The sequence below is a fragment of the Janthinobacterium glycogeni genome, from assembly GCF_051380725.1.
Classification (GTDB): Bacteria; Pseudomonadota; Gammaproteobacteria; order Burkholderiales; family Burkholderiaceae_D; genus Janthinobacterium.
This window is the reverse complement of sequence record NZ_JBNYXP010000006.1, coordinates 237,446-262,355: the sequence shown is the minus strand read 5'-3', so window position 1 is coordinate 262,355 and position 24,910 is coordinate 237,446. Positions and strand designations below refer to the sequence as shown.

Annotated in this window: 23 protein-coding genes and 1 tRNA gene; 16 read left to right on the top strand and 8 right to left on the bottom strand. The window is 64.2% G+C overall.

From position 1 onward, the window contains the following. Positions 1–72: 72 nt before the first annotated feature. The 7 genes from ACQ4W4_RS16300 to gabD all read left to right on the top strand — a co-directional run bounded on the left by ACQ4W4_RS16300 (position 73) and on the right by gabD (position 7,389). Entirely contained in the window at positions 73–1,086 is a 1,014-nt protein-coding gene (locus ACQ4W4_RS16300) for a 2-dehydro-3-deoxygalactonokinase (RefSeq protein ID WP_436542870.1), read from the top strand. Next, positions 1,083–2,813 carry an L-arabinonate dehydratase gene (gene araD, locus ACQ4W4_RS16295; RefSeq protein ID WP_436542869.1) on the top strand — a complete coding sequence of 577 codons (1,731 nt, stop codon included), beginning with the start codon at positions 1,083–1,085 and terminating at the stop codon, positions 2,811–2,813. The genes ACQ4W4_RS16300 and araD overlap by 4 nt, the downstream gene beginning before the upstream one ends. A gap of 140 nt (positions 2,814–2,953) precedes the next feature. Further along, positions 2,954–3,847: an SMP-30/gluconolactonase/LRE family protein gene (locus tag ACQ4W4_RS16290; RefSeq protein ID WP_436542868.1), complete on the top strand. Its 894-nt coding sequence runs from the start codon at positions 2,954–2,956 to the stop codon at positions 3,845–3,847. Between the two features lie 13 nt (positions 3,848–3,860). Further along, on the top strand, positions 3,861–4,514 hold the full coding sequence (locus ACQ4W4_RS16285; RefSeq protein ID WP_436542867.1) for a bifunctional 2-keto-4-hydroxyglutarate aldolase/2-keto-3-deoxy-6-phosphogluconate aldolase: 654 nt from the start codon (positions 3,861–3,863) through the stop codon (positions 4,512–4,514). Between the two features lie 66 nt (positions 4,515–4,580). Continuing rightward, entirely contained in the window at positions 4,581–5,003 is a 423-nt protein-coding gene (locus tag ACQ4W4_RS16280) for a CoA-binding protein (RefSeq protein ID WP_436542866.1), read from the top strand. Beyond that, positions 5,000–5,842, top strand: a complete 843-nt coding sequence (locus ACQ4W4_RS16275; protein ID WP_436498129.1) for a PPK2 family polyphosphate kinase — start codon at positions 5,000–5,002, stop codon at positions 5,840–5,842. Before ACQ4W4_RS16280 ends, ACQ4W4_RS16275 begins: the two co-directional genes overlap by 4 nt. 92 nt (positions 5,843–5,934) lie before the next feature. Then, complete coding sequence (gene gabD, locus ACQ4W4_RS16270) at positions 5,935–7,389, top strand: NADP-dependent succinate-semialdehyde dehydrogenase (protein WP_436498127.1); 1,455 nt, start codon at positions 5,935–5,937, stop codon at positions 7,387–7,389. A 157-nt stretch (positions 7,390–7,546) separates the two neighbouring features. Here gabD and ACQ4W4_RS16265 read toward each other — a convergent pair whose 3' ends face one another. Then, complete coding sequence (locus ACQ4W4_RS16265; RefSeq protein ID WP_436542865.1) at positions 7,547–8,674, bottom strand: extracellular catalytic domain type 2 short-chain-length polyhydroxyalkanoate depolymerase; 1,128 nt, start codon at positions 8,672–8,674, stop codon at positions 7,547–7,549. Positions 8,675–8,849: 175 nt separating this feature from the next. On the opposite strand from ACQ4W4_RS16265, the gene ACQ4W4_RS16260 reads away from it, so the two are divergent. Both ACQ4W4_RS16260 and ACQ4W4_RS16255 read left to right on the top strand, forming a co-directional pair. After that, positions 8,850–9,449, top strand: coding sequence for a glutathione peroxidase (locus ACQ4W4_RS16260; RefSeq protein ID WP_436498123.1), 600 nt, complete (start codon positions 8,850–8,852; stop codon positions 9,447–9,449). Between the two features lie 115 nt (positions 9,450–9,564). Next, entirely contained in the window at positions 9,565–9,924 is a 360-nt protein-coding gene (locus tag ACQ4W4_RS16255; RefSeq protein ID WP_436542864.1) for a DUF1428 domain-containing protein, read from the top strand. Between the two features lie 400 nt (positions 9,925–10,324). Here the strand turns inward: ACQ4W4_RS16255 and pabB are convergent, their stop codons facing one another. The 3 genes from pabB to ACQ4W4_RS16240 form a co-directional block, all read right to left on the bottom strand. Further along, positions 10,325–12,169 (bottom strand): aminodeoxychorismate synthase component I, encoded by a 1,845-nt coding sequence (gene pabB, locus ACQ4W4_RS16250; protein WP_436542863.1) that lies wholly within the window; start codon positions 12,167–12,169, stop codon positions 10,325–10,327. Positions 12,170–12,190: 21 nt separating this feature from the next. After that, a complete protein-coding gene (gene slmA, locus ACQ4W4_RS16245; RefSeq protein ID WP_070313104.1) occupies positions 12,191–12,766 on the bottom strand; it encodes a nucleoid occlusion factor SlmA in 576 nt (191 codons plus the stop codon). 102 nt (positions 12,767–12,868) lie between these two features. Beyond that, entirely contained in the window at positions 12,869–13,603 is a 735-nt protein-coding gene (locus ACQ4W4_RS16240; protein ID WP_436498117.1) for a pyrimidine 5'-nucleotidase, read from the bottom strand. Positions 13,604–13,693: 90 nt separating this feature from the next. Between ACQ4W4_RS16240 and ACQ4W4_RS16235 the strand changes: the two genes are divergently transcribed. Then, positions 13,694–14,563, top strand: coding sequence for a TraB/GumN family protein (locus tag ACQ4W4_RS16235; RefSeq protein ID WP_436542862.1), 870 nt, complete (start codon positions 13,694–13,696; stop codon positions 14,561–14,563). A gap of 251 nt (positions 14,564–14,814) precedes the next feature. Here ACQ4W4_RS16235 and ACQ4W4_RS16230 read toward each other — a convergent pair. After that, a tRNA-Thr gene (locus tag ACQ4W4_RS16230) sits at positions 14,815–14,889 on the bottom strand. A 65-nt stretch (positions 14,890–14,954) separates the two neighbouring features. After that, entirely contained in the window at positions 14,955–15,848 is an 894-nt protein-coding gene (gene argB / locus ACQ4W4_RS16225) for an acetylglutamate kinase (protein ID WP_010393729.1), read from the bottom strand. A 231-nt stretch (positions 15,849–16,079) separates the two neighbouring features. Here argB and ACQ4W4_RS16220 point away from each other — a divergent pair, with 231 nt between their 5' ends. The 3 genes from ACQ4W4_RS16220 (at position 16,080) to ACQ4W4_RS16210 (ending at position 20,616) form a co-directional block, all read left to right on the top strand. Then, entirely contained in the window at positions 16,080–16,277 is a 198-nt protein-coding gene (locus tag ACQ4W4_RS16220) for a cysteine-rich CWC family protein (protein ID WP_436498113.1), read from the top strand. A 99-nt stretch (positions 16,278–16,376) separates the two neighbouring features. Continuing rightward, a complete protein-coding gene (locus ACQ4W4_RS16215) occupies positions 16,377–19,433 on the top strand; it encodes a response regulator (protein WP_436498111.1) in 3,057 nt (1,018 codons plus the stop codon). Positions 19,434–19,464: 31 nt separating this feature from the next. Beyond that, positions 19,465–20,616, top strand: a complete 1,152-nt coding sequence (locus ACQ4W4_RS16210) for a response regulator (protein WP_436498109.1) — start codon at positions 19,465–19,467, stop codon at positions 20,614–20,616. Here ACQ4W4_RS16210 and ACQ4W4_RS16205 read toward each other — a convergent pair. Beyond that, positions 20,609–21,871, bottom strand: a complete 1,263-nt coding sequence (locus tag ACQ4W4_RS16205; RefSeq protein WP_436542861.1) for an extracellular catalytic domain type 1 short-chain-length polyhydroxyalkanoate depolymerase — start codon at positions 21,869–21,871, stop codon at positions 20,609–20,611. The genes ACQ4W4_RS16210 and ACQ4W4_RS16205 overlap by 8 nt on opposite strands. 54 nt (positions 21,872–21,925) lie before the next feature. Further along, on the bottom strand, positions 21,926–22,339 hold the full coding sequence (locus ACQ4W4_RS16200) for a CopG family transcriptional regulator (protein WP_034783786.1): 414 nt from the start codon (positions 22,337–22,339) through the stop codon (positions 21,926–21,928). A 279-nt stretch (positions 22,340–22,618) separates the two neighbouring features. On the opposite strand from ACQ4W4_RS16200, the gene ACQ4W4_RS16195 reads away from it, so the two are divergent. From ACQ4W4_RS16195 to ACQ4W4_RS16185, 3 genes are all read left to right on the top strand, one after another. Beyond that, complete coding sequence (locus tag ACQ4W4_RS16195; RefSeq protein ID WP_436542860.1) at positions 22,619–22,852, top strand: DUF1289 domain-containing protein; 234 nt, start codon at positions 22,619–22,621, stop codon at positions 22,850–22,852. 8 nt (positions 22,853–22,860) lie between these two features. Next, positions 22,861–23,784 carry an MBL fold metallo-hydrolase gene (locus ACQ4W4_RS16190; RefSeq protein WP_436542859.1) on the top strand — a complete coding sequence of 308 codons (924 nt, stop codon included), beginning with the start codon at positions 22,861–22,863 and terminating at the stop codon, positions 23,782–23,784. A gap of 100 nt (positions 23,785–23,884) precedes the next feature. Next, positions 23,885–24,838 carry an NAD(P)H-dependent flavin oxidoreductase gene (locus ACQ4W4_RS16185; protein WP_436542858.1) on the top strand — a complete coding sequence of 318 codons (954 nt, stop codon included), beginning with the start codon at positions 23,885–23,887 and terminating at the stop codon, positions 24,836–24,838. Positions 24,839–24,910: the final 72 nt, after the last annotated feature.

The window sequence follows — 24,910 nt, the reverse complement described above, 5'->3', positions numbered from 1 at the left end:
CAGATATGCGGGGCAGTTCTACCATGGGGTAGTTTTTCCCTCATTTGCCCTTACCGACGCTGCCAACCTGCCATGAACATACTCACCATCGATGCCGGCACCACCAATACGCGTACCTTGCTGTGGCGCGCAGGCGCCGTCGTCGCCCAGGCGCAGCTGGAGACGGGCGTGCGCAATACCGCCATCGATGGCCATAACGGCGCGCTGAAACAGGCACTGCGCGACACCATCGCCAGCGTGCTGGCCAGCGCGGGGATCGCGCCGTCCGAGGTGGACCTGGCGCTCGCTTCGGGCATGATCACCTCGCCCATGGGCGTGCGGGAAGTGCCGCATGTGCCGGCGCCTGCCGGCCTGGCCCAGCTGGCGCAAGGCATGCAGGCGGTGGACTTGCCCGACGTGCTGGCGCAGCCCCTGTGGCTGATTCCCGGCGTGCGTAACCAGCATGGCGCCGTCGGCCTGCATAACGTCGAAGCGATGGACATGATGCGCGGCGAAGAGACGGAAGTCGTCGCGCTGCTCGAGCGCCTGCAGTTGCGCGGCGCGGCGACCCTGATCATGCCCGGCTCGCATACCAAATTGATCAGCGTGGACGAGCAGCGCCGCATCCTCGGCTGCAGCACCACCATCGCTGGGGAATTGTTGCAGGCGATCACGCAGCACACCCTGATCAAGCAATCGGTCGATGGCGGTTTTGCGCAGATCCTGGTGCCGAAAATGCTGCTGGCCGGCGCGGCCGCGGCGCAAAAGACGGGGCTGGCGCGCGCCTGCTTCAGCGTGCGCACCCTGGGCCAGTTCAGCGCCGTCGAATGCAATGAACGGGCCAACTTCCTGATGGGCGCCGTCCTCAGCGGCGACCTGCTGGCGCTGCGCAACAGCACCGCCATCCAGATGCGGCCCGATACGCCGCTCGTCATTACCGGCAAGCCCATGCTGCGCCAGGCGCTCGGGCTGCTGATCGAAGAACACGGATTTTTTTATGGCAAGCGCATCATCGTCGACGACCAGCAGCAGGCCAATCTGGCCGGTCACGGTGCGCTGCTGATCGCCGCCGCGCGCGGCTTGATTTCCCCGCAGGAGACAGTATGAGCAGCAACAAGAACAAGCGTCCCTTGCGTTCGCAAGCGTGGTTTGGCGGCGACGACAAGGACAGTTTCATTCACCGCAGCTGGATGAAGAACCAGGGCTATCCCAGCGACGCTTTCGATGGCCGTCCCGTCATCGGCATCTGCAATACCTGGTCCGAGCTGACGCCCTGCAATGGGCATTTCCGCGACCTGGCCGAGATGGTCAAGCGCGGCGTGCTCGAGGCGGGCGGCTTTCCCGTCGAATTTCCCGTCATGTCGCTGGGCGAGACGAATCTGCGCCCGACGGCCATGCTGTTCCGTAACCTGGCCAGCATGGATGTCGAGGAATCGATCCGCGCCAACCCGATCGACGGCGTGGTGCTGCTGACGGGCTGCGACAAGACCACCCCGGCGCTGCTGATGGGCGCGGCCAGCGTGGACTTGCCCACCATCGTGCTGTCGGGCGGTCCCATGTTGAACGGCAACTACCGCGGCAAACCGATCGGTTCGGGCACCGACGTGTGGAAGTTTTCCGAGGACGTGCGCGCCGGGCGCATGACGTCCGCCGAATTCAAACAGGCCGAATCGTGCATGTCGCGCTCCGCCGGCCACTGCATGACCATGGGCACGGCTTCCACCATGGCCAGCATGGTCGAGGCGCTGGGCGTGACCCTGCCCGGCAACGCGGCCATTCCCGCCGTCGATGCGCGCCGCAAGCTGCAGGCGCAGCTGACGGGCCGGCGCATCGTCGACATGGTGCATGAAGACCTGAAGCTGTCGCAGATCCTCACGCGCGACGCGTTTGAAAACGCCATCATGGTCAACGGCGCCATCGGCGGCTCGACCAATGCCGTGATCCACCTGCTGGCCATCGCGGGGCGCATCGGCGTGGACATGCGCCTGGGCGACTGGGACCGCCTGGGCCGCGACATTCCCTGCCTGCTGAACCTGATGCCGTCGGGCCAGTACCTGATGGAAGACTTTTACTATGCGGGCGGCCTGCCCGTGATCATCCGCGACCTGCTGGGCACATTGCATGGCGAGGCGCTCACCGTCACGGGCGCCAGCATGGCCGTCAACGTGGCCGAAGCGGAAAATTTCAATCCCGAAGTGATCACGCCGCTGGCGCAGCCGTTCAAGGACGAGGGCGGCATCGCGGTCCTGCATGGCAACCTGGCCCCGCGCGGCGCCGTCATCAAGCCGTCCGCCGCCTCGCCCGAGCTGATGCAGCACCGTGGCCGCGCCGTCGTTTTCAACAGCATCGAGCACTATAAAAAACGCGTCGACGATCCCGCGCTCGATATCGATGCCAGCTGCGTGATGGTGCTGCAAAATTGCGGCCCGCAGGGCTATCCTGGCATGGCCGAGGTGGGCAATATGGGGCTGCCGAAAAAACTGCTGGAGCAGGGCGTGCGCGACATGGTGCGCATCTCGGACGCGCGCATGAGCGGCACGGCCTACGGCACGGTGGTGCTGCACGTGGCGCCGGAAGCGGCCGTGGGCGGGCCGCTGGCGCTGGTGCGCGATGGCGACATGATTGAACTGGACGTGGCGGGACGGCGCTTGCACCTGGACGTCGACGAGGCGGAACTGGCGCGCCGGCGCGCGGAGTGGCGCGCCCCCGAGCCGGCCATGAAGGGCGGCTACCAGTCTATGTACATCAAGCACGTGACGCAGGCAGACGAAGGCGCGGACCTCGATTTCCTCGTCGGCTGCCGGGGATCTGCCGTGCCGCGCGAGTCACATTGATAACGCACGATCAAACCTGCTGCGCGTCGTCATTTGCGGCCTCGATGCTCACTGTGCTCAAGCACAGTTGCGCGTCTCGGTCACAACTGACTTCCGCTCGCGACGGTTTTATCATGCGTTAAGTTAATAAAGGAAAAATGATGGGGACACAGGCCCAATTACTGGTCGATGCGCAGAATTTTCTCGGCGAGGGCGTGCGCTGGTGCGAACGCAGCGGCCGCGTTTTCTGGACGAATATCGAAGGCTGCCAGCTGCATGCGCTGGTGCTGGCCACGGGCGAGTGCCAGAGCTGGGCCATGCCCGAGCGCCTGGCGTGCTTCGCGCTGACGGACAGCGACGAGGTGCTGCTGCTGGGACTGGCTTCCGGACTTGCCTGGTTCGACGCGCGCAGCGGGGCCGTCACGCGCTTGCACACGGTGGAGGGGGACTTGCCCATGACGCGCCTGAATGACGGCCGCTGCGACCGCCAGGGGCGCTTTGTCTTCGGCACGCTCGATGAGCGGCCGCGCCGCGACGCCGTCGCCAGCTTCTACCGCCTCAACCTGGACTTGAGCCTGGAACGGCTGCCGCTGCCGCAGATCGCCATCTCGAACAGCATCTGCTTCAGCGTCGACGGCACGGCCATGTATTTTTGCGACTCGATGAAGAAGGCGATCTACCGTTGGGATGATTACCTGGGCGGCGACGCCAGCCGGGTGCGTGTGTTTGCCGTGCTCGATCCGGGCCCCGGCGCCGCCGACGGCGCCACCATCGACGCGGATGACTACCTGTGGAGCGCGCAGTGGGGCGCGGGCAGGGTCTTGCGCTTCGCTCCGGACGGCAGCGTCGAGCGTAATATCAGCCTGCCCGTCTCGCAGCCCAGCTGCGTGAGCCTGGGCGGCCCGCACTACGACGAATTGTTCGTCACGACGGCGCAGGAAAGCTTGACCCCGGCCCAGCTGGCGGGCGAACCGCTGGCCGGCGGATTGTTTCATGCGCGCCAGGTGGGCGTGCGCGGTTTGCCGGAAGTGCGCTTTGGCGCCCTGCCGGCCTGACAGGAGAGAGCAGATGCAGAAGCACATGGTTTTCAACGGCATCCTCGAACGGGGCATGGTCGGTATCGTACGCGCCAATTCGGCGCAGGCGGCCGTGCAGATCGCCGAGGCGTGCATCGCCGGCGGCATCACGGCGCTGGAAGTGGCGTTTACCACGCCCGATACCCTGGGCGTGCTGCGCACCCTGCGCGAACGCCATGGGCACGACGTACTGCTGGGCGCGGGCACGGTGCTCGATACGGAGACGGCGCGCGCCGCCATCCTGGCCGGCGCCCAGTTCATCATCTCGCCAAGCGTCAACGTGGAGACCATCGCGCTGTGCCAGCGCTACCAGGTGCTGTCCATGCCGGGGGCGATGACGCCGACGGAGATCGTCACGGCCCTGCAGGCCGGCGCGGACATCGTCAAGGTCTTCCCTGCCGAGATGTTCGGCCCCGCCTACATCAAGGCCTTGCGCGCACCGTTGCCGCAAGCGCCCTTGATGCCCACGGGCGGCGTGACGGTGGAGAACCTGCACGAATGGTTTGCCGGCGGCGCCGTGGCCGTGGGCATCGGCAGCAGCCTCAGTGGTCCGGGCGCCACGGGCGATTACGCGGCCGTGACGGCGCGCGCGCAGGCCTTCGTGGCGAAGATGGCAGCCGTGCGGACTTCCAGGACTGCTGGATAGCTCCCTGCACCGGATAATTCTGCTACGCTAGGCGGGCAATGTCGCACGCCCAACCACGAACAGAATATGTCCAACATCGCCCGCATCCTGCAAGAGAGCCGCATCATCGCCATCGTCGGCATGTCCGACAAGCCCGAACGCGCCAGCCATGAAGTGGCCGACTACCTGCTGCGGCAGGGCTACCGCGTGCTGCCCGTCAATCCGGCCCTCGCCGGGCGCGACGTGCTGGGGCAGCGCGCCTACGCCACCCTGACGCAGGCCGCGGCGGCCGTCGCGCCGGCACGCATCGACATCGTCGACTGTTTCCGCAAGTCCGAGGATATCCTGCCGATCGCCGAGGAAGCCATCGCCGTCAAGGCCGGCTGCCTGTGGTTGCAGCTCGACGTCGTCAACGAGCAGGCGGCGCAGCTGGCGCGCGCGGCAGGCCTGGACGTGGTGATGGACCACTGCACAAAAATCGAGCACCGCAAGCTGGCGGTGGCGGTATGAAGGCGCGCACCCAATTCCGGGCCGGCAAAGGCTTTGATCTGAGCGAGGATTTCGCCGGCAAGCGCCTGCTGGGCGCAGCCACCAAGGCAGCGAACAAGAAGCTGACGGCGGCCCAGTGCAAGGCCCTGGACATCGAGGAAACCGTGGCGCTGACGGCGCAGATCGCCGAGTGCCAGAGCATGCTGTACGCGCAGCACAAGAAAAAAGTGCTGCTGGTCTTGCAGGGCATGGATACCTCGGGCAAGGATGGCACGGTGAAGGCCATCTTCAGCAATATCAACCCGATGGGCATCCGCGCCGTGGCGTTCAAGGGCCCCACCGATATCGAACTGGCGCACGATTATCTGTGGCGCGTGCACCAGCACGTGCCGGTGAAGGGCGAGATCGCCATCTTCAACCGCAGCCACTACGAGGATGTGCTGATCACGCGCGTGCAGGACATGATCGACAAGGCCGAATGCCGGCGCCGCTACGCGCATATCCGCGATTTCGAGCGCATGCTGAGCGAAACGGGCACCGTCATCCTGAAAGTCTTCCTGCATATCTCGAAGGACGAGCAACGGGGACGGCTGCAGGAGCGGCTCGACGATCCCGACCGCCAGTGGAAGTTCGATCCCAACGATATCGCCCAGCGCAAGAAGTGGGATGGCTACCAGCGCGCGTATGAAACGGCGATCCGCGAGACGGATGCCGATCATGCGCCATGGTACGTGGTGCCGTCCAATTCCAAGACCCAGCGCAACCTCGTGGTCGCGTCCCTGCTGCTGGAAACCCTGCAGGCCATGAAGCTGGAATACCCGGCGCCGGACCCGAAACTGTCGTCTTTCAAGGTCGAGTAGAGGTCAGGGCAGTTCAGCGCTGCGCCTGCGGAATCGGCCGCGCTGTGGCATAGTATCCCTCGTCGATAATTCAAACCAGACCGGAGATCCATATGCTGCAGTTGAAAGATCCTACCTTGTTGCGTCACCAGGCTTACGTGAATGGAGCCTGGGTCGATGCCGATGGCGGCCAGACGATTAATGTGAGCAATCCCGCCACGGGCGAGCATCTCGGCACGGTGCCCCTGATGGGCGCGGCCGAGACGCGCCGTGCCATCGAGGCGGCCAATGCCGCCTGGCCCGCCTGGCGCAAGAAGACGGCCAAGGAGCGCGCGGCCGTGCTGCGCCGCTGGCATGACCTGATCCTGGAAAACGCCGACGACCTGGCGCTGATCATGACCACAGAGCAGGGCAAGCCCTTGCCGGAAGCGAAGGGCGAAGTGCAGTTCGGCGCCTCGTTCATCGAGTGGTTTGCCGAGGAAGGCAAGCGCGTCGCGGGCGACACCCTGCAGTCGCCGTGGCCGGACCGCCGTCTGGTCATCACCAAGGAGCCGATCGGCGTATGCGCCGCCATCACGCCGTGGAATTTCCCCGCCGCCATGATCACGCGCAAAGTCGGCCCGGCCCTGGCCGCCGGCTGCCCGATGGTGCTGAAACCGGCCGAAGCGACGCCGTTTTCCGCGCTGGCGCTGGCCGTGCTGGCCGAGCGCGCGGGCGTGCCTGCGGGCGTGTTCAGCATCGTCACGGGCGCGCCGAAAGACATCGGCGGCGAAATGACCTCGAACCCCATCGTGCGCAAGCTGACGTTTACGGGTTCGACCCAGGTGGGCCGCCTGCTGGCCGAACAGTGCGCGCCGACGATCAAGAAACTGTCGCTGGAACTGGGCGGCAATGCGCCGTTCATCGTCTTCGACGACGCCGACCTGGATGCGGCCGTGGAAGGCGCCATCGCCTCGAAATACCGCAATGCGGGCCAGACCTGCGTCTGCGCCAACCGCCTGTACGTGCAGGACAGTGTGTACGACGCGTTTGCCGACAAACTGGTGGCCGCCGTGGCCAAGCTGAAGGTGGGCAATGGCATCGAGGCGGGCGTCACGCAAGGCCCGCTGATCGACGCCAAGGCCGTCGCCAAGGTGGAAGAACACGTGGCCGACGCGCTGGGCAAGGGCGGCCGCCTGCTGGCCGGCGGCAAGCGCCATGCGCTGGGCAACGGCTTCTTCGAGCCGACCATCATCGCCGACGTGACGAACGACATGCGCGTGGCCACCGAGGAAACCTTCGGCCCGCTGGCGCCCCTGTTCCGCTTCAAGACGGACGATGAAGTCATCGCCCTGGCCAACAACACGGAATTCGGCCTGGCCGCCTATTTCTATTCGCGCGACATCGGCCGCATCTGGCGCGTGGCAGAAGGCCTGGAAACGGGCATGGTCGGCGTCAACACGGGCCTGATCTCGAACGAGATCGCCCCCTTCGGCGGCGTCAAGCAATCGGGCCTGGGCCGTGAAGGGTCGACCTACGGTATCGAGGACTATCTCGTCATCAAGTACATCTGCATGGGCGGTATCTAGGATGCTTGATTAAATCTACTGCGCGGCGCGCTTTCCGGCCTGCGATGCTCGCCGCCTCGGCGGCCCCGTACCAAGTACAGCTGCGCTTCTTAGCCAGATGGGGGCGCCGAGCCTCGTTGCCGCTCGCTGCGATTTTCTCAAGCATCCGTGACGTTTGTTATCGATGGCTGTTGCGAGCCGATCCTAACCTGTCGAGCATGCCCTTGACCGCTTCCATCTGCGTGCCGCTCTTGCGGTAGAAATCCGGATCGATCGGATTGAGGCTGGTGTAGCCCCAGAAATCCCAGCAGCCTTTCGGGTTGTACGGGTAGACGGGGCTCGGTTCGGCCTGCGGATACAGCACGATGATCTTGTTGGCGTCCGCCACCTGGTTGTAGCCGGTGCTGGTATAGAAGCGGTCGCCGATGGCCTGCGTCGTTTGCAGGCAGCCGTGGAATACCACGTGCACGCGGCAGCTCTCGCTGTCGCAGGCTTTCGGGATGTAGGCATAGCCCGTATTGTTCATGCTGGAATACGCGTTCTGGATGAAGCTGCGCTGGTTGAAGGCGATCAGCTTGCCCCTCAGGGTGGTCGATGACTGTTGCAGGTCCGGGTACAGGTGCTGCAGGATGTCGCGCGCCTGCACGAAGTCGCAGTCGTTGATGAAGGGTGACGCCGTCACGTCGCAGGCCTTGTCCTGGTTGTTGTCGGTGATGATGGCATGGCCCGCGCCGACCGTGTCGACGAAGCGGATCTGCGCCGCCGGCGTGCCCGCCAGTTGATAGAATTTCCCCACCTGCTCCACCACCGGCCGCGTCACGGTCTGGTCTTTCGTTCCGCTGAACAGATATACGCGCTGGCGTTTCAGGTTGGCCGTGTCGTCGATGAGGCGCGCGCGCGCAAAATCGTTCGCCGCGCGCAGCAATTCGCTGGCGACGGGCGGCGCCACCTGCGCGCTGCCTGGATTCATGCAGGTGGTCAGGGCATTCGTCAGGTAGGGGATATACGGGAAGCGGCCCGGCTGGCCCGAGCAGAAATACGGGCCGCCGGCGATGATGCCGGCGCCGGCGACGGTGGCCGAGTAGGCGACGGCAAACTGCGCCGCCATGAAGCCGCCCGAGGACAGGCCGGACACCGTAGTCTGGCTCAGGTCAGCCTGGTAGCCGGGCAGGGCGGGGGCGTCCCTGGTCGCGGCGGGTTTGACGGCTTTGGCCGTCGTGGCGGCGTGCGCGCCGCCTGGCGCCAGGGTGACGAGGCTGGCGGCCAGCAGGGCGGCGGGTAATGCGGTCAGGTGCGGGAAGGGCATGGCAACTCCACAAGGCAAGGACAGGAAGGCCGAGCATAGGTAAAAAAACTGTGCGTTGGGCAAGTACTGCACCGTTCTTGATGCTGGTCAAGCAATCGCTGTTGTTGTGGCCCGCATGCGCGCGCGCGGCGTTTGACATAGAATGGTTTTTTTCCGTTCAACCATGGTGCCCCTCATGTCCAAGACCCTTGCCCAGCTGTTTGCGCTCACCACCCTTGCCGCCGGCGCCAGCCTGGCCATGCCGGCCCATGCCGCCGAAACCGCGACAGCTGCCGCTGCCATAGCTCCGGCCGCCTGCCCCGCCATCCTCAAGCAGACCTTCAACCGCCTGCAGGACGAAGCGCCGCAAAACCTGTGCCAGTATGCGGGCAAGGTCGTGCTGGTGGTCAATACGGCCAGTTATTGCGGTTTTACCAATCAATATGAAGGGCTCGAGGCGCTGTACGCCAAGTACGGCAGCAAGGGCCTGGTGGTGCTGGGTTTCCCGTCGAACGATTTCGGCAAGCAGGAGCCGGGCAACAGCAAGGAAATCGCCGACTTCTGCTACAACACCTACGGCGTGAAGTTCCCCATGTTTTCGAAGTCCGTCGTCTCCGGCCCCAATCCGAACCCGCTGTACGTGGACCTGATCAAGCAGACGGGCAAGACCCCGGCCTGGAATTTCCACAAATACCTGATCGACCGCCATGGGAAAGTGGTGGAAAGCTTCCCCAGCAAGGTGACGCCGGACGACAAGAAACTCGTTGGCGCGGTGGAAAAAGCGCTGGCGATGTAAGTTGCCGATATACAAGCAGGCTTGAACGCCTGCTTTTTTTTAATGCCGCGCTTGTCGTCTTGCCATCATTATCCTAAGCTGGTTGTTCGCGTTTGTCACAACAAAGGAGATCATCATGGCGTATGTCGATGGATTTGTGGTGCCCGTACCGAAAGCCAAGCTCGATGCCTACCTGGCCATGTCGCGCGCCTGCGGCGCCGTCTGGCGCGAGTACGGTGCGCTGGAATTTCGCGAATGCGTGGGCGACGATGTCAAGCCGGGCAAGCTGACCTCGTTCCCGCAGGCGGTGGACTTGCAGGACGGCGAAGTGGTGGTGTTTTCCTGGATCGTGTATGCGTCGCGCGCCAAGCGCGATGAAATCAACGACAAGGTCATGAAAGACCCGCGCCTGGCCGAGATGATGGACCCGGCCAGGCTGCCGTTCGATGGCAAGCGGATGATTTATGGCGGTTATGAAATGCAGGTAGATCTCTAGCGGCTGAAACAGTCCATGGCGGCGTTGCAGTGCCTCGTCGTGCATTCGCACTGCCTTCGGCAATGCGCCTTGCCCTGAACTGTTTCAGGAGTCCATGGCGGCGTTGCAGTGCCTCGTCGTGCGTTCGCACTGCCTTCGGCAATGCGCCTTGCCCTGAACTGTTTCAGGAGTCCATGGCGGCGTTGCAGTGCCTCGTCGTGCGTTCGCACTGCCTTCGGCAATGCGCCTTGCCCTGATCGATTTCAGGAGTCCATGGCGGCGTTGCAATGCCTCGTCGTGCAATTGCACTGCCTTCGGCAATGCGCCTTGCCCTGAACTGTTTCAGGAGTCCATGGCGGCGTTGCAGTGCCTCGTCGTGCGGTTGCACTGCCTTCGGCAATGCGCTTTGCCCTGAACGGTTTCAGGCGCTGGCGATAATATGCGCCGGCAAGGCCCCGCGCAGCGCATTGCATACGACGATGGCCTCGGCCCGCGCCAGCATGGCGCGCGTGATGATGGTTTCCTGCGCGTTCCAGGCGGGATCGGCCAGCATGGCTGCGCGTTGCACGCCAGGCAGCAGGCCGCAGGACAGGGGCGGCGTGTGCCAGTGGCCATCGAGCCGGACGAAGACATTGCTGCGCCCGCCCTCCGTCAGCTCGCCCCGCTCGTTAAAGAACAGCATGTCGAAGCCCCCTTGCGCCTCGGCCGCGCGCCACGCCGCGTCATAGCGTGCGCGCACGCTGCTCTTGTGGCGCAGGAACAGGTCGTCGGCCACGGTGGCGTCGGGCGCCAGCAGGACGTTGACCGTCTCCGGCAAGGCACTGAGCGCGCCGCTTTGCAGCGTGAGCTGGCCATCCTGGCGCAGCGCCAGGCGCAGGCGGAAGGGGGTATCGTCGGGGCGCGCCGCGCAGGCGGCCTGCAGCGCGGCGCGGGCGGCGTCCGCATCCCAGGCAAAACCGAAGTAGGCGCAGGAGGCGGCCAGGCGCGCCAGGTGGCGCTCCTGCTGGCGGCAGCCATCGGCTCGGCTCGCATGCAGGGTCTCGAACAGTTCGAAGTCGTTGCTCAGCCCCGTCAGGAAGCGGGCCTTGAGCTGGCATTCCGCAAATTCCTCCTGCGGGTCGCTGTCGAGCACGATGCCGGCGCCCACGCCCATCTCGCCGCGCCGCGGGCCGCCAGGGCCCGCCGGCTGCAGGGCCAGGGTGCGGATCGGCACGGACATGCAAAAGTCGCCCACCGGGTGGGCGGCGCCGATGGCCGGCGGATCGAACCAGCCGATGGCGCCCGTGTAGATGCCGCGCGGCGCCGGCTCCAGTTCGGCGATGATCTCCATGGTGCGCCGCTTGGGCGCGCCCGTGATCGAGCCGCACGGATACAAGGCCTGGAAGATGTCGGCCAGGCTGGCATCCTCGCGCAGGCGTGCCTGCACGGTGGACGTCATCTGCAGCACGCTGCTGTAGCGCGTCACCTGGAACAGGGCCGGCACCTTGACGGAGCCCGTGGCGGCGATGCGGCCGATGTCGTTGCGCAGCAGGTCGACGATCATCAGGTTTTCCGCGCGGTTTTTCGGATCATGGGCCAGGGCGGCGGCGCGGCGCGCGTTTTCTGCCGTTTGATCCGCAGGGGCGGCCGGCGCCGTGCCTTTCATGGGGCGCGCCGTCAGCTCGCCCTGCGCATGGCGCACGAACAGCTCCGGCGACAGCGACAGCAGGGCGCCGCCATCGGGCAGCATCACCAGCGCGCCGTACGGCACGGGCTGGCGGGCGCGCAGCCGCGCATACAGGGCCAGGGGCGAACCGAAGGCGTCGAAGCGCAAGCGATAGGTGTAGTTGACCTGATAGGTGTCGCCGGCCACGATGTAGTCGTGGATGCGGTGCAGCGCCTGCGTAAATTGCGCCTGGTCGACATTCGCGCGGATATCGGCCACGCCGGCCGGCGCGGCGTCCACGTGGACGCGCGCGTCCAGCCACTGCGCCACCTCGTCCTGCGACAGCTGCGTGCAATGGTCGAAGACGAGCACTTGCGCCAGCGGCGGCGCGCCGGGATCTGCCGCGCGCGGCGGCATGGCCAGCAAGTGCGCGCCCAGCTCGTAGCTGCACACGCTGACGGCGTACTGGCCGCGATGTAAGGCGTCTTGCAGGCCTTCCAGCAACTCGGGCCAGGCCTGCCCCTCGGTGCACTGCAAGACCGCCGTCAGGCCCGTGTACAGGCGCGATGCGGCGCCAGGCGTGCTGGCGTCGTCGAGCAGGGCGAAACAGTCGGTATGCATGAAGACAGCCGCGGCGGTGACTTACCCCAGCAGCATGGCGATTTGCAGCGCCGCTTCCTGGGAAGGATTGATCTTGAAGCCGCTCTTGGCGTAGCGGTGCCAACGTCCGATGACGAAGCTGACGATCAGGGTGGCGCGCGCCGCCACTTCGCTTTCCTTGCCATGGCCTTCGGCGGCGGCCACGCGCAAGGCCTGCTTGAGCGCCAGTTCCACGCGGTCGTAGAACTGGTTCATGCGCACTTGCAGGCGCTCGTCCTCATTGACCAGCGCATCGCCGATCAGCACGCGCGTCATGCCCGGATTGCTGATGGCGAAATTGAGCAGCATGCCGATGATGTCGCGCGTTTGCGTCATGCCGTCGCTGTGCTTTTCCGCGATCTGGTTGATCAGGCCGAAGACGCTCGACTCGATGAATTCGATCAGTCCTTCGAACATTTGCGCCTTGCTGGCGAAATGGCGGTACAGGGCCGCTTCCGAGACGGCCAGTCTGGCCGCCAGTGCGGCGGTGGTGATCTTTTCGCCTTTCGGCTGCTCCAGCATTGCGGCGAGGGCCTGAAGAATTTGTAGCCTGCGTTGGCCCGGCGGTGTGCTTGCCATATTTTCTCTTGTCGTTAAAAAAAATGCTGCCTTGATGGGGAAGTCCGTCACCGCCGCTAGCGGTGCGGCTTCCGGCGTCAGCCGGAAGTCCAGGAGTCCCCTTCAACGCAGACGGTGAAGGCGGCGTGCCAAATGCCGGACAGATTTTACTTTGACATCGACGTAAGCGGGGCGATTTAACGCCTTGGGCAACTTCGCCACGCCGATCGGGTCGGCCATTTTCAGGTATTGCGTGACCCAGGCCGTGCGCAGGCCCAGTCTTTTTGCGCCCTTCAGGTTGGCGAGGGTGTCTTCCACCAGGATGCAGCGGCCAGGGCGGATCTGGTGCTTGCGCATCAGTTTGCGCAGCATCAGCGTCGATGGCTTGGGCCGCAGCTGGCGGTGCACCTGCATCGCCTCGATGGCGATGTGGTGTGAAAAGTGCCGGCGCAGTCCCAGGTGGCGCATCACGTCGCTCGAATAGCGCAGCGGCGCGTTGGTGAGTAAAATTTTACGGCCAGGCAGGCGTTTGAGTAAAGCCCCCAGTCCCCGCTCGGCGCGTATCATGGCGCGCAAATCGTCGAAGGCGTGCGTCTCGCGCAAAAAATGCGCGGCCTGCACCTGATGGTGCTTGACCATGCCCAGCAAGGTGGCGCCATAGCGGCGCCAGTAGGCCGCGCGCGCCGCATTGACGATGGCGTCGTCGGCCGGCGTCACGCCGTCGCCCAGTACGCGGGCAATATACGTGTTCATATTGGCCGTGATGGTGGGGAAGATGGCGTGCGAGGCATTGTGCAGCGTGTTGTCGAGGTCGAACAGCCAGACCGGCGACGAGCGGTTAAGATGGGACACAGGCACGAGAGTCTTTGCTAGCGAGAGAAGATGAAAAATTCAACAATCAGGAAAACCATGCGACGCCAGATTATAGTGATGTTTTGCGGATTATTCTTGCTGCCGTTGCAGGCGGCCTTCGCCGAAGCGCCGCCCGCGGCGCAAAACCGCGGCGCCCTGTTCAAGGTGCAGGACGCGGCCCACACCCTGTATCTGTTCGGTACCATCCATGTCGGCGCGCCCGATTTTTATCCGCTCGAACCCACCGTGACGCAGGCGCTGCACCAGGCCGGGGCGCTGGCGCTGGAGATCGATCCCGGCACCGATCCGCACAAGGCTGTGAGCGCCGTGCTGAAATACGGCATGGAGGCGCCGGGCAGCAAGGTGCCGCTTGACTGCCGCCAGAGCCTGGCCCCGCGCCTGGCGCCGCTGTTGCAAAAATACGGCATTCCAGCCGAATCGGTGGCGCCGATGAAGCCGTGGATGCTCGCCAGCGTGCTGGCCATCGGCGAATTTTCCACCCTGGGCTACCGCTCCGATCTGGCCGTCGACAATTATCTGTCGCAGCAAGCCAAGGCGCGCAAGATCCCCGTGGTGGAACTCGAATCGATGGAAGGCCAGATGGCGCTGTTTGGCGCCATGTCGCCGGCCGACCAGTGCCGCTTCCTGGAAGACGGCGTGGCCTCGATCGAGGATCAGGAACAAAGCCAGGAAGCGCGCGAGATCGCCGATGCCTGGCGCAACGCCGACGCGGCCGCCTTCGACAAGCTGGCGGCCAAAGCGGCGCAAGACCCGTCGTTCGCCGCGCAGTTCGTGCAGAAAGTGCTGCTCGACGGCCGCAACCCCGCCCTCGCCGACGGCATCGCCAAACTGCTGGCACGCGAAAAGTCCAGCCTCGCCGCCATCGGCGTGCTGCACCTGGTCGGAGAAAAGAGCGTGCCGGATTTATTGCGTCAGAAGGGCTTGAAGGTCGAGCGGGTGTATTGAAACGCGGAGAGATGCGGGCGACGGATAGCAGAGCAGATGGAAAAGTGTTCAGGGCAAGGCGGACTGACGAAGACAGTACGCATGTACGGCGAGGAAGGACAACGCCGCCATGGACATTTTTACTATGGGGAGATGACGGCAGAGTAGATGAAAAGTGTTCAGGGCAAGGCGTCGAGCCGAAGACAGTACGCATGTACGGCGAGGCGAGACAACGCGGCCATGGACATTTTTCAGATACGGGGATAAATCGATGGTGCCCTTGACGTGGATCGAACACGTGGCCTCTCCCTTACCAAGGGAGTGCTCTACCACTGAGCTACAAGGGCAAATTAAAAGCGGCGCCAGGTAATCTGCGCCGCCAAACTACTCGCTGTGATGCGTTGCGATTTTTTTAGTGCGAACGGATCATAGTACCAAAAGCCTGCTCGGTCAACACTTCCAGCAATAATGAGTGTTCGATGCGGCCGTCGATGATGTGTACCGTGTTCACGCCGGACTTGGCGGCGTCGAGCGCGGACGAGATCTTCGGCAGCATGCCGCCCGAGATCGTGCCATCGGCGAACATCTCGTCGATTTCACGCGCGGACAGGTCGGTCACCAGGTTGCCTTGCTTGTCCTGGACGCCGGCGATGTTGGTCATCATGATCAGCTTTTCCGCTTTCAGGATTTCCGCGATCTTGCCCGCCACCACATCGGCGTTGATGTTGTAGGCCTGGCCGTCCTGGCCGAAACCGATCGGCGAGATGATGGGAATGAAGGCGTCGTCCTGCAGCGCCTTGACGACGGCCGGGTTGATCGCGTCGATCTCGCCCACAAAGCCGATGTCGAGGAATTCGCCCGGATGTTCGCGGTCCGGCATCTGCATCTTGCGTGCGCGGATCAAGCCGCCATCCTTGCCCGTCAGGCCGACAGCCTGGCCGCCATAATGGTTGATCAGCATGACGATATCCTGCTGCACTTCGCCGCCCAGCACCCACTCCACCACTTCCATGGTTTCTTCGTCGGTGATGCGCATGCCTTGCACGAAGGTGCCTTGCTTGCCGATTTTTTTCAGCGCGTTGTCGATCTGCGGTCCGCCGCCGTGCACCACGACCGGGTTCATGCCGACCAGCTTGAGCAGGATGACGTCGCGCGCGAAGCCGTGCTTCAGGCGTTCGTCCGTCATGGCGTTGCCACCGTATTTGATGACGATGGTCTTGCCATGGAAATTGCGGATGTAAGGGAGGGCCTCGGCCAGAATCTGCGCCTTGATTTGCGGCGACACCGCCGTCAAGTCGTCATTCATGTCCAGGTTCAAGTTAGCTAGTTGATTCATGGCGAGTCCGGAAAATAGATTTGTGCGATTTTACAGGGAAGAAGAAAATCCTGGAGGCATTATAGGGCGATCTTGTTGTATTTTCCCTGATGATCCTATAGTCTGGCCCGATATGCCCCCCAGCCAGCCCTTTTACTGCCCGTTACATCTGCGTCGCGTCGCGCAGCAGCATGACACACACTTGCCAATTCAAACACAGCCATGAGCCAGTGCAGCCTGTGCGGCGCCACTTTCCAGTGTGGCCAGCTTGACCCGGACGCCAGAGAACCCTGCTGGTGCCTGGCGCTGCCGCCCGCCGTTCCCGTGCCCGGCAGCGCCGCTGCGGGCTGCTGGTGCCCCGCCTGCCTGCAAGCCCATATCGCCACCCTGGCACGTCCTGTCAAGCCTAACGTCGGCTAAATAAGTACTTCGGCATGCAATTGCTTTGCAATAAACCTTGCATTTCGTAGGGGAATACGTTCAGACTTCGATTTTCAAGAATTTCTTATAGGAAAGTTTATGCGCTTCAGGGATATCAGTATCGGCGTGCGCATCAATGCCGGTTATGCCATGTTGATCGTGCTGATGCTGATCGTCATCGTCCTCTCTGGCAGCCGCATCTACGCCATCCGCGCCGAGACCGACGATATCCTGCAGCGCGACTGGGTTGCCGCCAAGGCCACCAGCAAGATCCACGGGCTGGCGCGCGAGGCCGCCACGCGCATCGGCAATCTGCCGAACCAGCACAAGCTGGCGCTGCGCCAGGCGAACCAGGTGCGTCTGGAAGCGATCAAGCAAGGCATCGATGAGCAGGTGCGCATTCTCGACGGTCTCGATGCGCGGCCCGAGGAACGACGCCTGCTGGAACAGATGCACCTGGCACGCGCCGAGTACTACGGCTCGCTCAAGACGATGTTCGAACTGGTCGAGCGCGGCGAGGATGCCCGCGCCGAGCAGGCCATACAGACGCAGACCTTGCCGATACTGGAAAAAGTGCTGCTGTACGTGGGCCGGCTCGACGACTTGCAGCAACAGCTGATCCGCGACAGCGCGGCCAGGATACGCAACGACATCGACACCTCGCTGCTGCTGATGGGCGGCATCGGCCTGGCGGCCCTGCTGACGGGACTGGCTTTTGCCTGGTCGGCGCGCTCGATCACGCGTCCACTGGGCGAGGCGGTGGCGATCGCCACGCGCGTGGCCAATGGCGACTTCAGTTCCGTCATCGAGGTGACATCGCGCGACGAGACGGGCGAATTGCTGCAGGCGCTCAAGAATATGAGCACCAGCCTGGCCGTCGAGCAGGACCTGCGCCACGCCGTCGAAGTGGCCGAGGATGCGACCAAGATGAAGTCGGACTTCCTGGCCAATATGTCGCACGAAATCCGCACGCCGATGAACGGCATCATCGGCATGACCCATTTGGCGCTGCAGACGGAACTCACGTCGACCCAGCGCAACTACCTGGAGAAGGTGGAATCGGCTTCGAAGAACCTGCTGGCCATCATCGACGACATCCTCGATTTCTCGAAGATCGAGGCGGGCAAGATGGCCTTTGAAAAAGTCGATTTTTTCCTCGAGGACGTGCTGGCGCAGATCGCCGACCTGTCCGTGATGCGCGCGCAGGACAAGGGGCTCGAACTGCTGTTCGACATCGCCCCCGACGTGCCGAACGCCTTGCAGGGCGATCCGCTGCGCCTGGGCCAGGTGCTGATCAACCTGACCAACAACGCGATCAAATTTACGGACAAGGGCGAGATCGTCGTCACCATCCGCCTGCAGCAGCTGGAAGAGCATGCGGCTGTCTTGCGTGTGGACGTGCGCGACACGGGCATCGGCCTGACGCCGCCCCAGCGCAGCAAATTGTTCCAGGCCTTTACCCAGGCCGACACCTCCACCACGCGCCACCATGGCGGCACCGGCCTGGGGCTGACCATCAGCAAACGCCTGGTGGAAATGATGGAAGGAGAGATCGACCTGGTCAGCGAAGCGGGCGTGGGCAGCACCTTTTTCTTCACGGCCCGCTTCGGCCTGGCCGCCGTGCCGCGCGATAATCTGCCGCAGTTGCAACATCAACAGCAGTTCCAGGGCCTGCGCGTGCTGGTGGTCGACGACAACCCCAGCGCGCGTGAAATCTTCGTCAGCATGCTGGCGGCGCTGGGCTTCGAGGCGCGTGCCGTGTCTGGCGGCGTGCTGGCCATCGGCGCCGTGGCGCAGGCGCGCGCCGAGGGGCGTCCGTACGGACTGCTGCTGATGGACTGGAAAATGCCGGGCATGAACGGCCTCGATACCCTTGCCGGCATCCGTGCCGATGCCGCCGGCATCGATGCGACGCCGGCCTGCATCATGGTCACGGCCTTCCATCGCGAAGCGCTGCTGGAGGCGGCGCGTCAGCGCGACTTGCCGCTCGACGGGATATTGAACAAGCCGGTCAGCGCCTCGACCTTGCTCGACCAGATAGCGTTCGTGTTTGGCGGCGTGACGGGACAGAGCCGCAAGACGCAGCGCCAGAGCAGCTACCGCGATGACGAGCGCGCCCTGCGCGGCGCCTGGCTGCTGCTGGTCGAGGATAATGAAGTGAACCAGGAAGTGGCGCAGCATATTCTCAACGACGCCGGCATCCGCGTCGACATCGCGGGCAATGGCGCCATCGCGCTGGCGAAGATCGAGGAAAACGCCTATGACGGCGTGCTGATGGATTGCCAGATGCCGGTGATGGATGGCTACCAGGCGACGCGCAAGCTGCGCCAGGACCCCCGTTACTCGAATTTGCCCGTGATCGCCATGACGGCCAATGCCATGGTCGGCGACAAGGAGAAATGCCTGGACGCCGGCATGAACGATTTCATCGCCAAGCCGATCGACGTGGCGCAGCTGTTCGGCACCCTGGCGCGCTGGATCGCGCCGGCCGCGCCGCAGGCAATGACGGCGGCGGTGGCGCAGCCGGAAGCGGAGCTGCCCGTGATCGCCGGCCTGAAAATGACGGAAGCCATGCGCCGCGTGGGCGGCAATGCCGCTTTGATGCGAAAATTGCTGGACCGTTTCGTGGAAACCCAGTTCGACGCCATGCAGCGCATCGTTGCCGCCATCGAGAACAACCAGCTCGAGACGGCGATCCGCGAAGCGCATACCCTGAAGGGCCTGGCCGGCAATATCGGCGCCGGCGGCCTGGCCGACAGCGCCGCGCGGGTCGAGCACTTGCTCAGTCTGGGCTCGCACGACGGTTTGCCGCAGGCGCTGGCCGCCTGTACCCTGGCGCTCGACGAGCTGGTGCCGAAGATCGTGCTGGCCATGCAGTCGCGCGGCAATGCGGCCGAAGCGGGCGGCGCGGCGGTGGCGCACGTGGCGCCGGTGGACCGGGCATACCTGGAAGCGGGCTTGCGCGAATTGTCGCAGCTGCTGCAGCAGGACGATGCGCAGGCCGTCAAGCACCTCGACGGCATCGGTCCCGTGCTCGTCGCGGCGGGGCAGGCGGAACATGCGCGCCAGTTGAAGCGCATGCTGGGACAATACGATTTCGAAGGTGCGCTGGCGCAACTGGGCGAGGTGGCCGATGCGCTGGAGTTGACACTGTGAGAAGGATAACTATGCAGAACGAAGGACGGGTATGAGAGCGCCGGCAAGCAAGCCAACCATCCTGGTGGTCGACGACACGCCAGACAATATCGATCTGCTGCGCGCGGTGCTGGAAGACGATTACCGCACCAAGATCGCCGTCAATGGCGAGCGCGCCCTGAAGATCGCCGCCGGCAGCGACCAGCCCGACCTGATCCTGCTCGACATCATGATGCCGGGCATGAGCGGCTACGATGTGTGCCGCGCGCTGAAGGCCGATCCCGCCACGGCAGGCATTCCCGTGATTTTCGTGACCGCCATGAGCGAAGTGGCCGACGAGCAGCTGGGCCTGGCCCTGGGCGCCGTCGATTACATCACCAAGCCGATTTCGGCACCCATCGTGCTGGCGCGCATCAAGACACAGCTGGCGATGAAGCAGATGCAGGATTTCCTGCGCGACCAGAACCAGTACCTGGAAACGGAAGTGGAGCGCCGCGTGCAGGAAGTGGCGGCGCTGCAGGACGTCACCATCCACGCCATGGCCTCGCTGGCCGAGACGCGCGACAGCGAGACGGGCAACCATATCCGCCGCACCTCGCACTACCTGAAGGCGCTGGCCGAGAAGGTGCGCAACTTGCCGCGTTTCCGCGATTTTTTGACGGACAAGAATATCGAACTGCTGTTCAAGACGGCGCCGCTGCACGATATCGGCAAGGTGGGCATCCCCGACCATATCCTGCTCAAGCCGGGGCGTTTCGAGCCGCATGAAATGGCCATCATGAAGACGCACACCACCTTGGGGCGCGACGCCATCCTGGCGGCCGAGCACGAACTGGGCATCGAGGTCGATTTCCTCAAGTACGCGAAAGAGATCGCCTACAGCCACCATGAAAAATGGGATGGCAGCGGCTATCCGCAAGGCCTGGCGGGCGACGCCATCCCGATTTCGGCGCGCCTGATGGCGCTGGCCGACGTGTATGACGCCCTGATCAGCCGGCGCATCTACAAGCAGGGCATGGACCACGCGCAGGCCGTGCAGATCATCGTCGAGGGGCGCGGTTCGCACTTCGACGCCGAGATCGTCGACGCTTTCCTGCAGATCCAGGACCAGTTCATCGCCATCTCCAACCGCTATGCCGACGGCGTATGCGAGATCGCCGACAAGCAGCGGCAGATCGCGCCCTACACCGAGAATATCAGCTGACGGTCTTGAAGAAGCGCAGCATCTCGCGGCTGGCGTCCGGACCTTTTCCGTCCGTATAGCTGCCGTTGTTGCTGCCGCCGGACCAGGCATGGCCGGCGCCGTGGATGACCCAGTGTTCGCCCAGCGGCGAGCCGTCGGCCTGGCTGTGCGTGGTGCGCGTGTAGCGGTGGCCGTTCGGCACGCTGCCGTCGACGGATGCGGCCTTGGCCGCCTTGCCGCCCGCCTGGCTGCGCACGCCCTGGGCGATCAGTTCATCGCCATTGCGCGGGTTGACGGTGGTGTCGCGGTCGCCGTGAAAGACGATGATGGGCACGCCGCCGGCCGGCGCCTTGCGCTGGGCATTGGGCATGGCGCCGCCCTTCATGGCGGCCAGCGCCGACGGCAAGTCCTGCGCCGAGGCGAAGGGCAGGCCAGAATGCACGCCGACGGCGGCAAACAGGTCAGGGTACAGGGTGCCGACGATGACGGCCATGGCGCCGCCCGCCGACAGGCCGGCGACGAACACTTCGCGCTCGTTGACCGGGTATTCGTCGATGACTTGCTGGGCGATGCCGGCGATCAGCGACGGTTCGCCCTGGTCGCGCTGCTGGTCAATGGCGTTGAACCAGTTCCAGCAGCGCGAACTGTTGGCGCCCTGCGTCTGCGCCGGGTAGACGACAAAACACTCCTTTTCCTCGGCCAGCGCATTCATCTGCGTGCCGGCGGCGAAATCGTCGGGATTTTGCGTACAGCCGTGCAGCATGACGATCAGCGGCATGGCCTGGCCGTGGTAGCTGCTGGGGATATACAGCTTGTACGAACGCGTGCCTGCGTGGTTGCGGTACACGCCGTCGATGAACTGCGCCCCGGCGGGGATCTCCGCCGGCGTGGCGGCCGGCGCGTTGAAGCCGGGCGGGTGGAAATTGGGCAGATCGAAGCTGGGCATGTCGAAGCTGTGCTGGCCCAGGCCGGCCGGCACGCCCAGGCGCGCCATGAAGTCCTGCGCGAAATCCTGTGCCGCCTGCGCGGGCGTGGGCGGCGCGGCGGGCGCTTCCGGCGCGGCGTCAGCGTGCGGCTGCTGCGTCCGGGCCTGTGCTGGTGGCGGATTAATGTCGCGCATCGGCTGCGGCGGCGCTTGCGTGGCGGCCGCTTGCGGCGCCAGGCCGGCGGCGGACAGCGCCTTCTGGATCGCTTCGGTGGCGGCGGCGGGACCGCTGCCCATCAGATTACGGGTCGCTGTGCGCATCTGCGCCAGCATGTTGAGAGGTAGTTTCATGACCATCCTTAACGGTGCCGCGCATCGGCCGGGTCATCGCCGCGAACCAATACGCTAGTGAATTCGCCCTGCGAGCGCCGTCTTGACGACAGTGCTGGCGTGCAGGGCACCTAATACGAAAATCGACTCGATGGTGGCCAGTGCCAGTTCCACCGAGACGTCGCTGGCGATGCTGGCCAGTCCCAGCACCTGTATCTGCAGTCGCTGGCCGGCTGCCTGGATCGCTTCCAGGTCGGCGCGCGAGTAATGCTGCATGCCCAATACCAGGCTTTTACGGGCCACGGTTTGTTTCACCACGTCGGCGTGGATACCGAGCTGGTTGCGTATGGCCGTACGGATCAGATCCGTGCGGTTGGAATAAAATCCCTCCTGGACCAGCAGATCGATCTGCCCCAGGTCAATCAAGCCGAGGTTGATCGTGATTTTCTCGGATTCCCCAATTTTGGGCTTGCTGTCTTGCTTGGCCATATCTCTCCATAAACTCCACGTGGCATCCATTTGCCATCTGTATGGATGGTAGTATAGTTCTGAAATGTCTCAAGTCAAGCAGGATCTGGCCTGATTGTGTTGTAGGACGAGCACCCGCAGAGTGAGAACAGGCAGCAAAATAAATTTCCGCAAGAGCGGTTGTTGATCATTGTTTTGCCAGGAAATAATAGTCATGGAGACATTGCGGGGCGATGCCACCGACTCGCCGGCGCGGTTTCGCGGCATAATGCAAGCCTGTACAAACACCGATGCCGCTCCATGATGGTCGCTCCCCCACCTCCGCCAGCCGTTCCGCTCCCCTTGCCGTCGCCGGTGCCGTCGCCGTGCGTCAGCCTGTGCAAGATGAACCGCAACAGCGGCTTGTGCGAAGGTTGCCTGCGCACGCTTGACGAGATCATCGCCTGGAGCAAGGCCGATGACGACTTCAAGCGCGCCGTGTGGGCCGAATTGCCGGGACGAGAATCCCTGCTCGATTTCGAGCCCAACTACTGAGGAAGCCCATGCCGCGATCGCCAGCGCTGTTCCCCGATGCCATGCAGGTGTTCGAACGCGGCTGGCTGTCGTCGAACAACATCCTGTTCCAGGGCAGCGATGACACGGCCCTGATCGACAGCGGCTATGTCACGCATGCGCCGCAGACCCTGGCCTTGCTGCGCCACAGCCTGGCGGGCCGGCCGCTGGACCGCCTGTTCAATACGCACCTGCATTCCGACCATTGCGGCGGCAATGCGCTGCTGCAAGCCGAATACGGCTGCCATACGGCCATTCCCGTGTTGGAAGCGGACAAGGTGCGAACCTGGGACGTGGACGCCCTGAGTTTCCAGGCCACGGGCCAGCAATGCCCGCGCTTCCGCTTTGACGCCACCGTTTCGCCCGGCGACAAGCTGACGCTGGGCGACATGGCCTGGCAGGCCCTGGGCGCACCGGGCCACGACCCGCACTCGCTGATTTTTTACTGCGCCGAGGAGGGCATCCTGATCTCCGCCGACGCCCTGTGGGAAAACGGCTTTGGCGTGATCTTCCCGGAACTCGATGGCGGCTCCGGCTTTCTGGAGGCGCGCGCCACGCTGGACCTGATCGCGAGTCTGGACGTGCGGGTCGTCATTCCCGGCCACGGACGGCCGTTCACGGATGCCGCCGGCGCCCTGCAGCGCGCCTATTCTCGTCTCGATTACCTGGCATCCGACCCCGTGCGCAACGCGCAGAACGCGGTGAAGGTGCTGCTGAAATTTTTGCTGCTGGAGCGCCAGCGCATCGCCGTCGCCGAGATATCGGCCCTGCTGCGCGGCATGCCCGTCTTCGAAGCGGCCAACCGGCGCTTCCTGCGCCAGGAGGCGGCCGCGTTGGCCGAGTGGGCCGTGTCGCAACTATGCAGGGCAGCAGCGGCGCGGGTCGAGGGTGAGTACTTGCTTAACGACGGCTGAAACACGTCCGCGATAAATTCAGCACGATCGTACTTTTTCTGCACTATAATCAACGCTCAGTGTGTCTTTTACGTCCGATCAACTTTCCAGCGAGTCCGCCATGGCATTGCCTGTTGCGTTGCAAAACCTCTCCTTACCCGTTATCGCCTCGCCGATGTTCATCGCCAGCGGCCCGGCCCTCGTCGCGGCGCAGTGCAAGGCCGGCATCGTCGGTTCCTTCCCGGCCCTGAACGCGCGTCCTGCCGAATTGCTCGATACGTGGCTGACCGACCTGCAGGCCGAGCTGGCCGCCTTCCAGGCCGCCCATCCCGATAAAAAAGTCGGGCCGATCGCCGTCAACCAGATCGTGCACCAGTCGAACGACCGCCTCGCGCATGACGTGGCAGTGTGCGTGAAACACCAGGTCCCCATCATCATTTCCTCGCTGCGCGCGCCGCCCAAGGAAATGCTCGACGCCATCCACAGCTATGGCGGCATCGTGCTGCATGACGTGATTTCGATCCGTCACGCGAAAAAGGCGCTGGAGGCGGGTGTCGATGGCCTGATCCTAGTCGCCAGCGGCGCCGGCGGCCACGCGGGCACCCTGTCGCCGTTCGCGCTGGTGGGCGAAGTGCGCAAATTCTTCGACGGCCCGCTGGCGCTGTCGGGCTCCATCGCCACGGGCGACGCCGTGCTGGCCGCGCAAGCGATGGGCGCCGACTTTGCCTACATCGGCTCGCGCTGGCTGGCGACCAAGGAATCGAACGTCAGCGACGGCTACCGCGACGCCATCGTGGAGTCTGCCGCGGCCGACATCGTCTACACGAACCTGTTTACGGGCGTGCACGGCAATTACCTGAAAAAATCGATAGAAGCGGCCGGGCTCGATCCGGAAGCCTTGCCCGAAGCGGACAAGAGCGTGATGAATTTCGGCTCCGGCAGCGCCAAGGCCTGGCGCGACATCTGGGGCGCGGGCCAGGGTGTGGGCTTGATGGATGACGTGCCGAGCGTGGAAGAGATGGTGGCGCGCCTGAAGGCCGAATATGAGGCGGCGCGCGCGCGGCTGAAGCTGTAACGCTGGTGGTCGTTGTCGGATTATGGCCTTTGGCCTAATCCGACCTACGCCACCGGGCACTGGTAGGTCGGA

What these genes read in the sequence shown, in the direction of transcription:
- ACQ4W4_RS16300 (WP_436542870.1), top strand. Translation starts at nt 73, where the DNA reads ATGAACATACTCACCATCGATGCCGGCACCACCAATACGCGTACCTTG.
- araD (WP_436542869.1), top strand. Translation starts at nt 1,083, where the DNA reads ATGAGCAGCAACAAGAACAAGCGTCCCTTGCGTTCGCAAGCGTGGTTT.
- ACQ4W4_RS16290 (WP_436542868.1), top strand. Translation starts at nt 2,954, where the DNA reads ATGGGGACACAGGCCCAATTACTGGTCGATGCGCAGAATTTTCTCGGC.
- ACQ4W4_RS16285 (WP_436542867.1), top strand. Translation starts at nt 3,861, where the DNA reads ATGCAGAAGCACATGGTTTTCAACGGCATCCTCGAACGGGGCATGGTC.
- ACQ4W4_RS16280 (WP_436542866.1), top strand. Translation starts at nt 4,581, where the DNA reads ATGTCCAACATCGCCCGCATCCTGCAAGAGAGCCGCATCATCGCCATC.
- ACQ4W4_RS16275 (WP_436498129.1), top strand. Translation starts at nt 5,000, where the DNA reads ATGAAGGCGCGCACCCAATTCCGGGCCGGCAAAGGCTTTGATCTGAGC.
- gabD (WP_436498127.1), top strand. Translation starts at nt 5,935, where the DNA reads ATGCTGCAGTTGAAAGATCCTACCTTGTTGCGTCACCAGGCTTACGTG.
- ACQ4W4_RS16265 (WP_436542865.1), bottom strand. Translation starts at nt 8,674, where the DNA reads ATGCCCTTCCCGCACCTGACCGCATTACCCGCCGCCCTGCTGGCCGCC.
- ACQ4W4_RS16260 (WP_436498123.1), top strand. Translation starts at nt 8,850, where the DNA reads ATGTCCAAGACCCTTGCCCAGCTGTTTGCGCTCACCACCCTTGCCGCC.
- ACQ4W4_RS16255 (WP_436542864.1), top strand. Translation starts at nt 9,565, where the DNA reads ATGGCGTATGTCGATGGATTTGTGGTGCCCGTACCGAAAGCCAAGCTC.
- pabB (WP_436542863.1), bottom strand. Translation starts at nt 12,169, where the DNA reads ATGCATACCGACTGTTTCGCCCTGCTCGACGACGCCAGCACGCCTGGC.
- slmA (WP_070313104.1), bottom strand. Translation starts at nt 12,766, where the DNA reads ATGGCAAGCACACCGCCGGGCCAACGCAGGCTACAAATTCTTCAGGCC.
- argB (WP_010393729.1), bottom strand. Translation starts at nt 15,848, where the DNA reads ATGAATGACGACTTGACGGCGGTGTCGCCGCAAATCAAGGCGCAGATT.
- ACQ4W4_RS16220 (WP_436498113.1), top strand. Translation starts at nt 16,080, where the DNA reads ATGAGCCAGTGCAGCCTGTGCGGCGCCACTTTCCAGTGTGGCCAGCTT.
- ACQ4W4_RS16215 (WP_436498111.1), top strand. Translation starts at nt 16,377, where the DNA reads ATGCGCTTCAGGGATATCAGTATCGGCGTGCGCATCAATGCCGGTTAT.
- ACQ4W4_RS16210 (WP_436498109.1), top strand. Translation starts at nt 19,465, where the DNA reads ATGAGAGCGCCGGCAAGCAAGCCAACCATCCTGGTGGTCGACGACACG.
- ACQ4W4_RS16205 (WP_436542861.1), bottom strand. Translation starts at nt 21,871, where the DNA reads ATGAAACTACCTCTCAACATGCTGGCGCAGATGCGCACAGCGACCCGT.
- ACQ4W4_RS16200 (WP_034783786.1), bottom strand. Translation starts at nt 22,339, where the DNA reads ATGGCCAAGCAAGACAGCAAGCCCAAAATTGGGGAATCCGAGAAAATC.
- ACQ4W4_RS16195 (WP_436542860.1), top strand. Translation starts at nt 22,619, where the DNA reads ATGATGGTCGCTCCCCCACCTCCGCCAGCCGTTCCGCTCCCCTTGCCG.
- ACQ4W4_RS16190 (WP_436542859.1), top strand. Translation starts at nt 22,861, where the DNA reads ATGCCGCGATCGCCAGCGCTGTTCCCCGATGCCATGCAGGTGTTCGAA.
- ACQ4W4_RS16185 (WP_436542858.1), top strand. Translation starts at nt 23,885, where the DNA reads ATGGCATTGCCTGTTGCGTTGCAAAACCTCTCCTTACCCGTTATCGCC.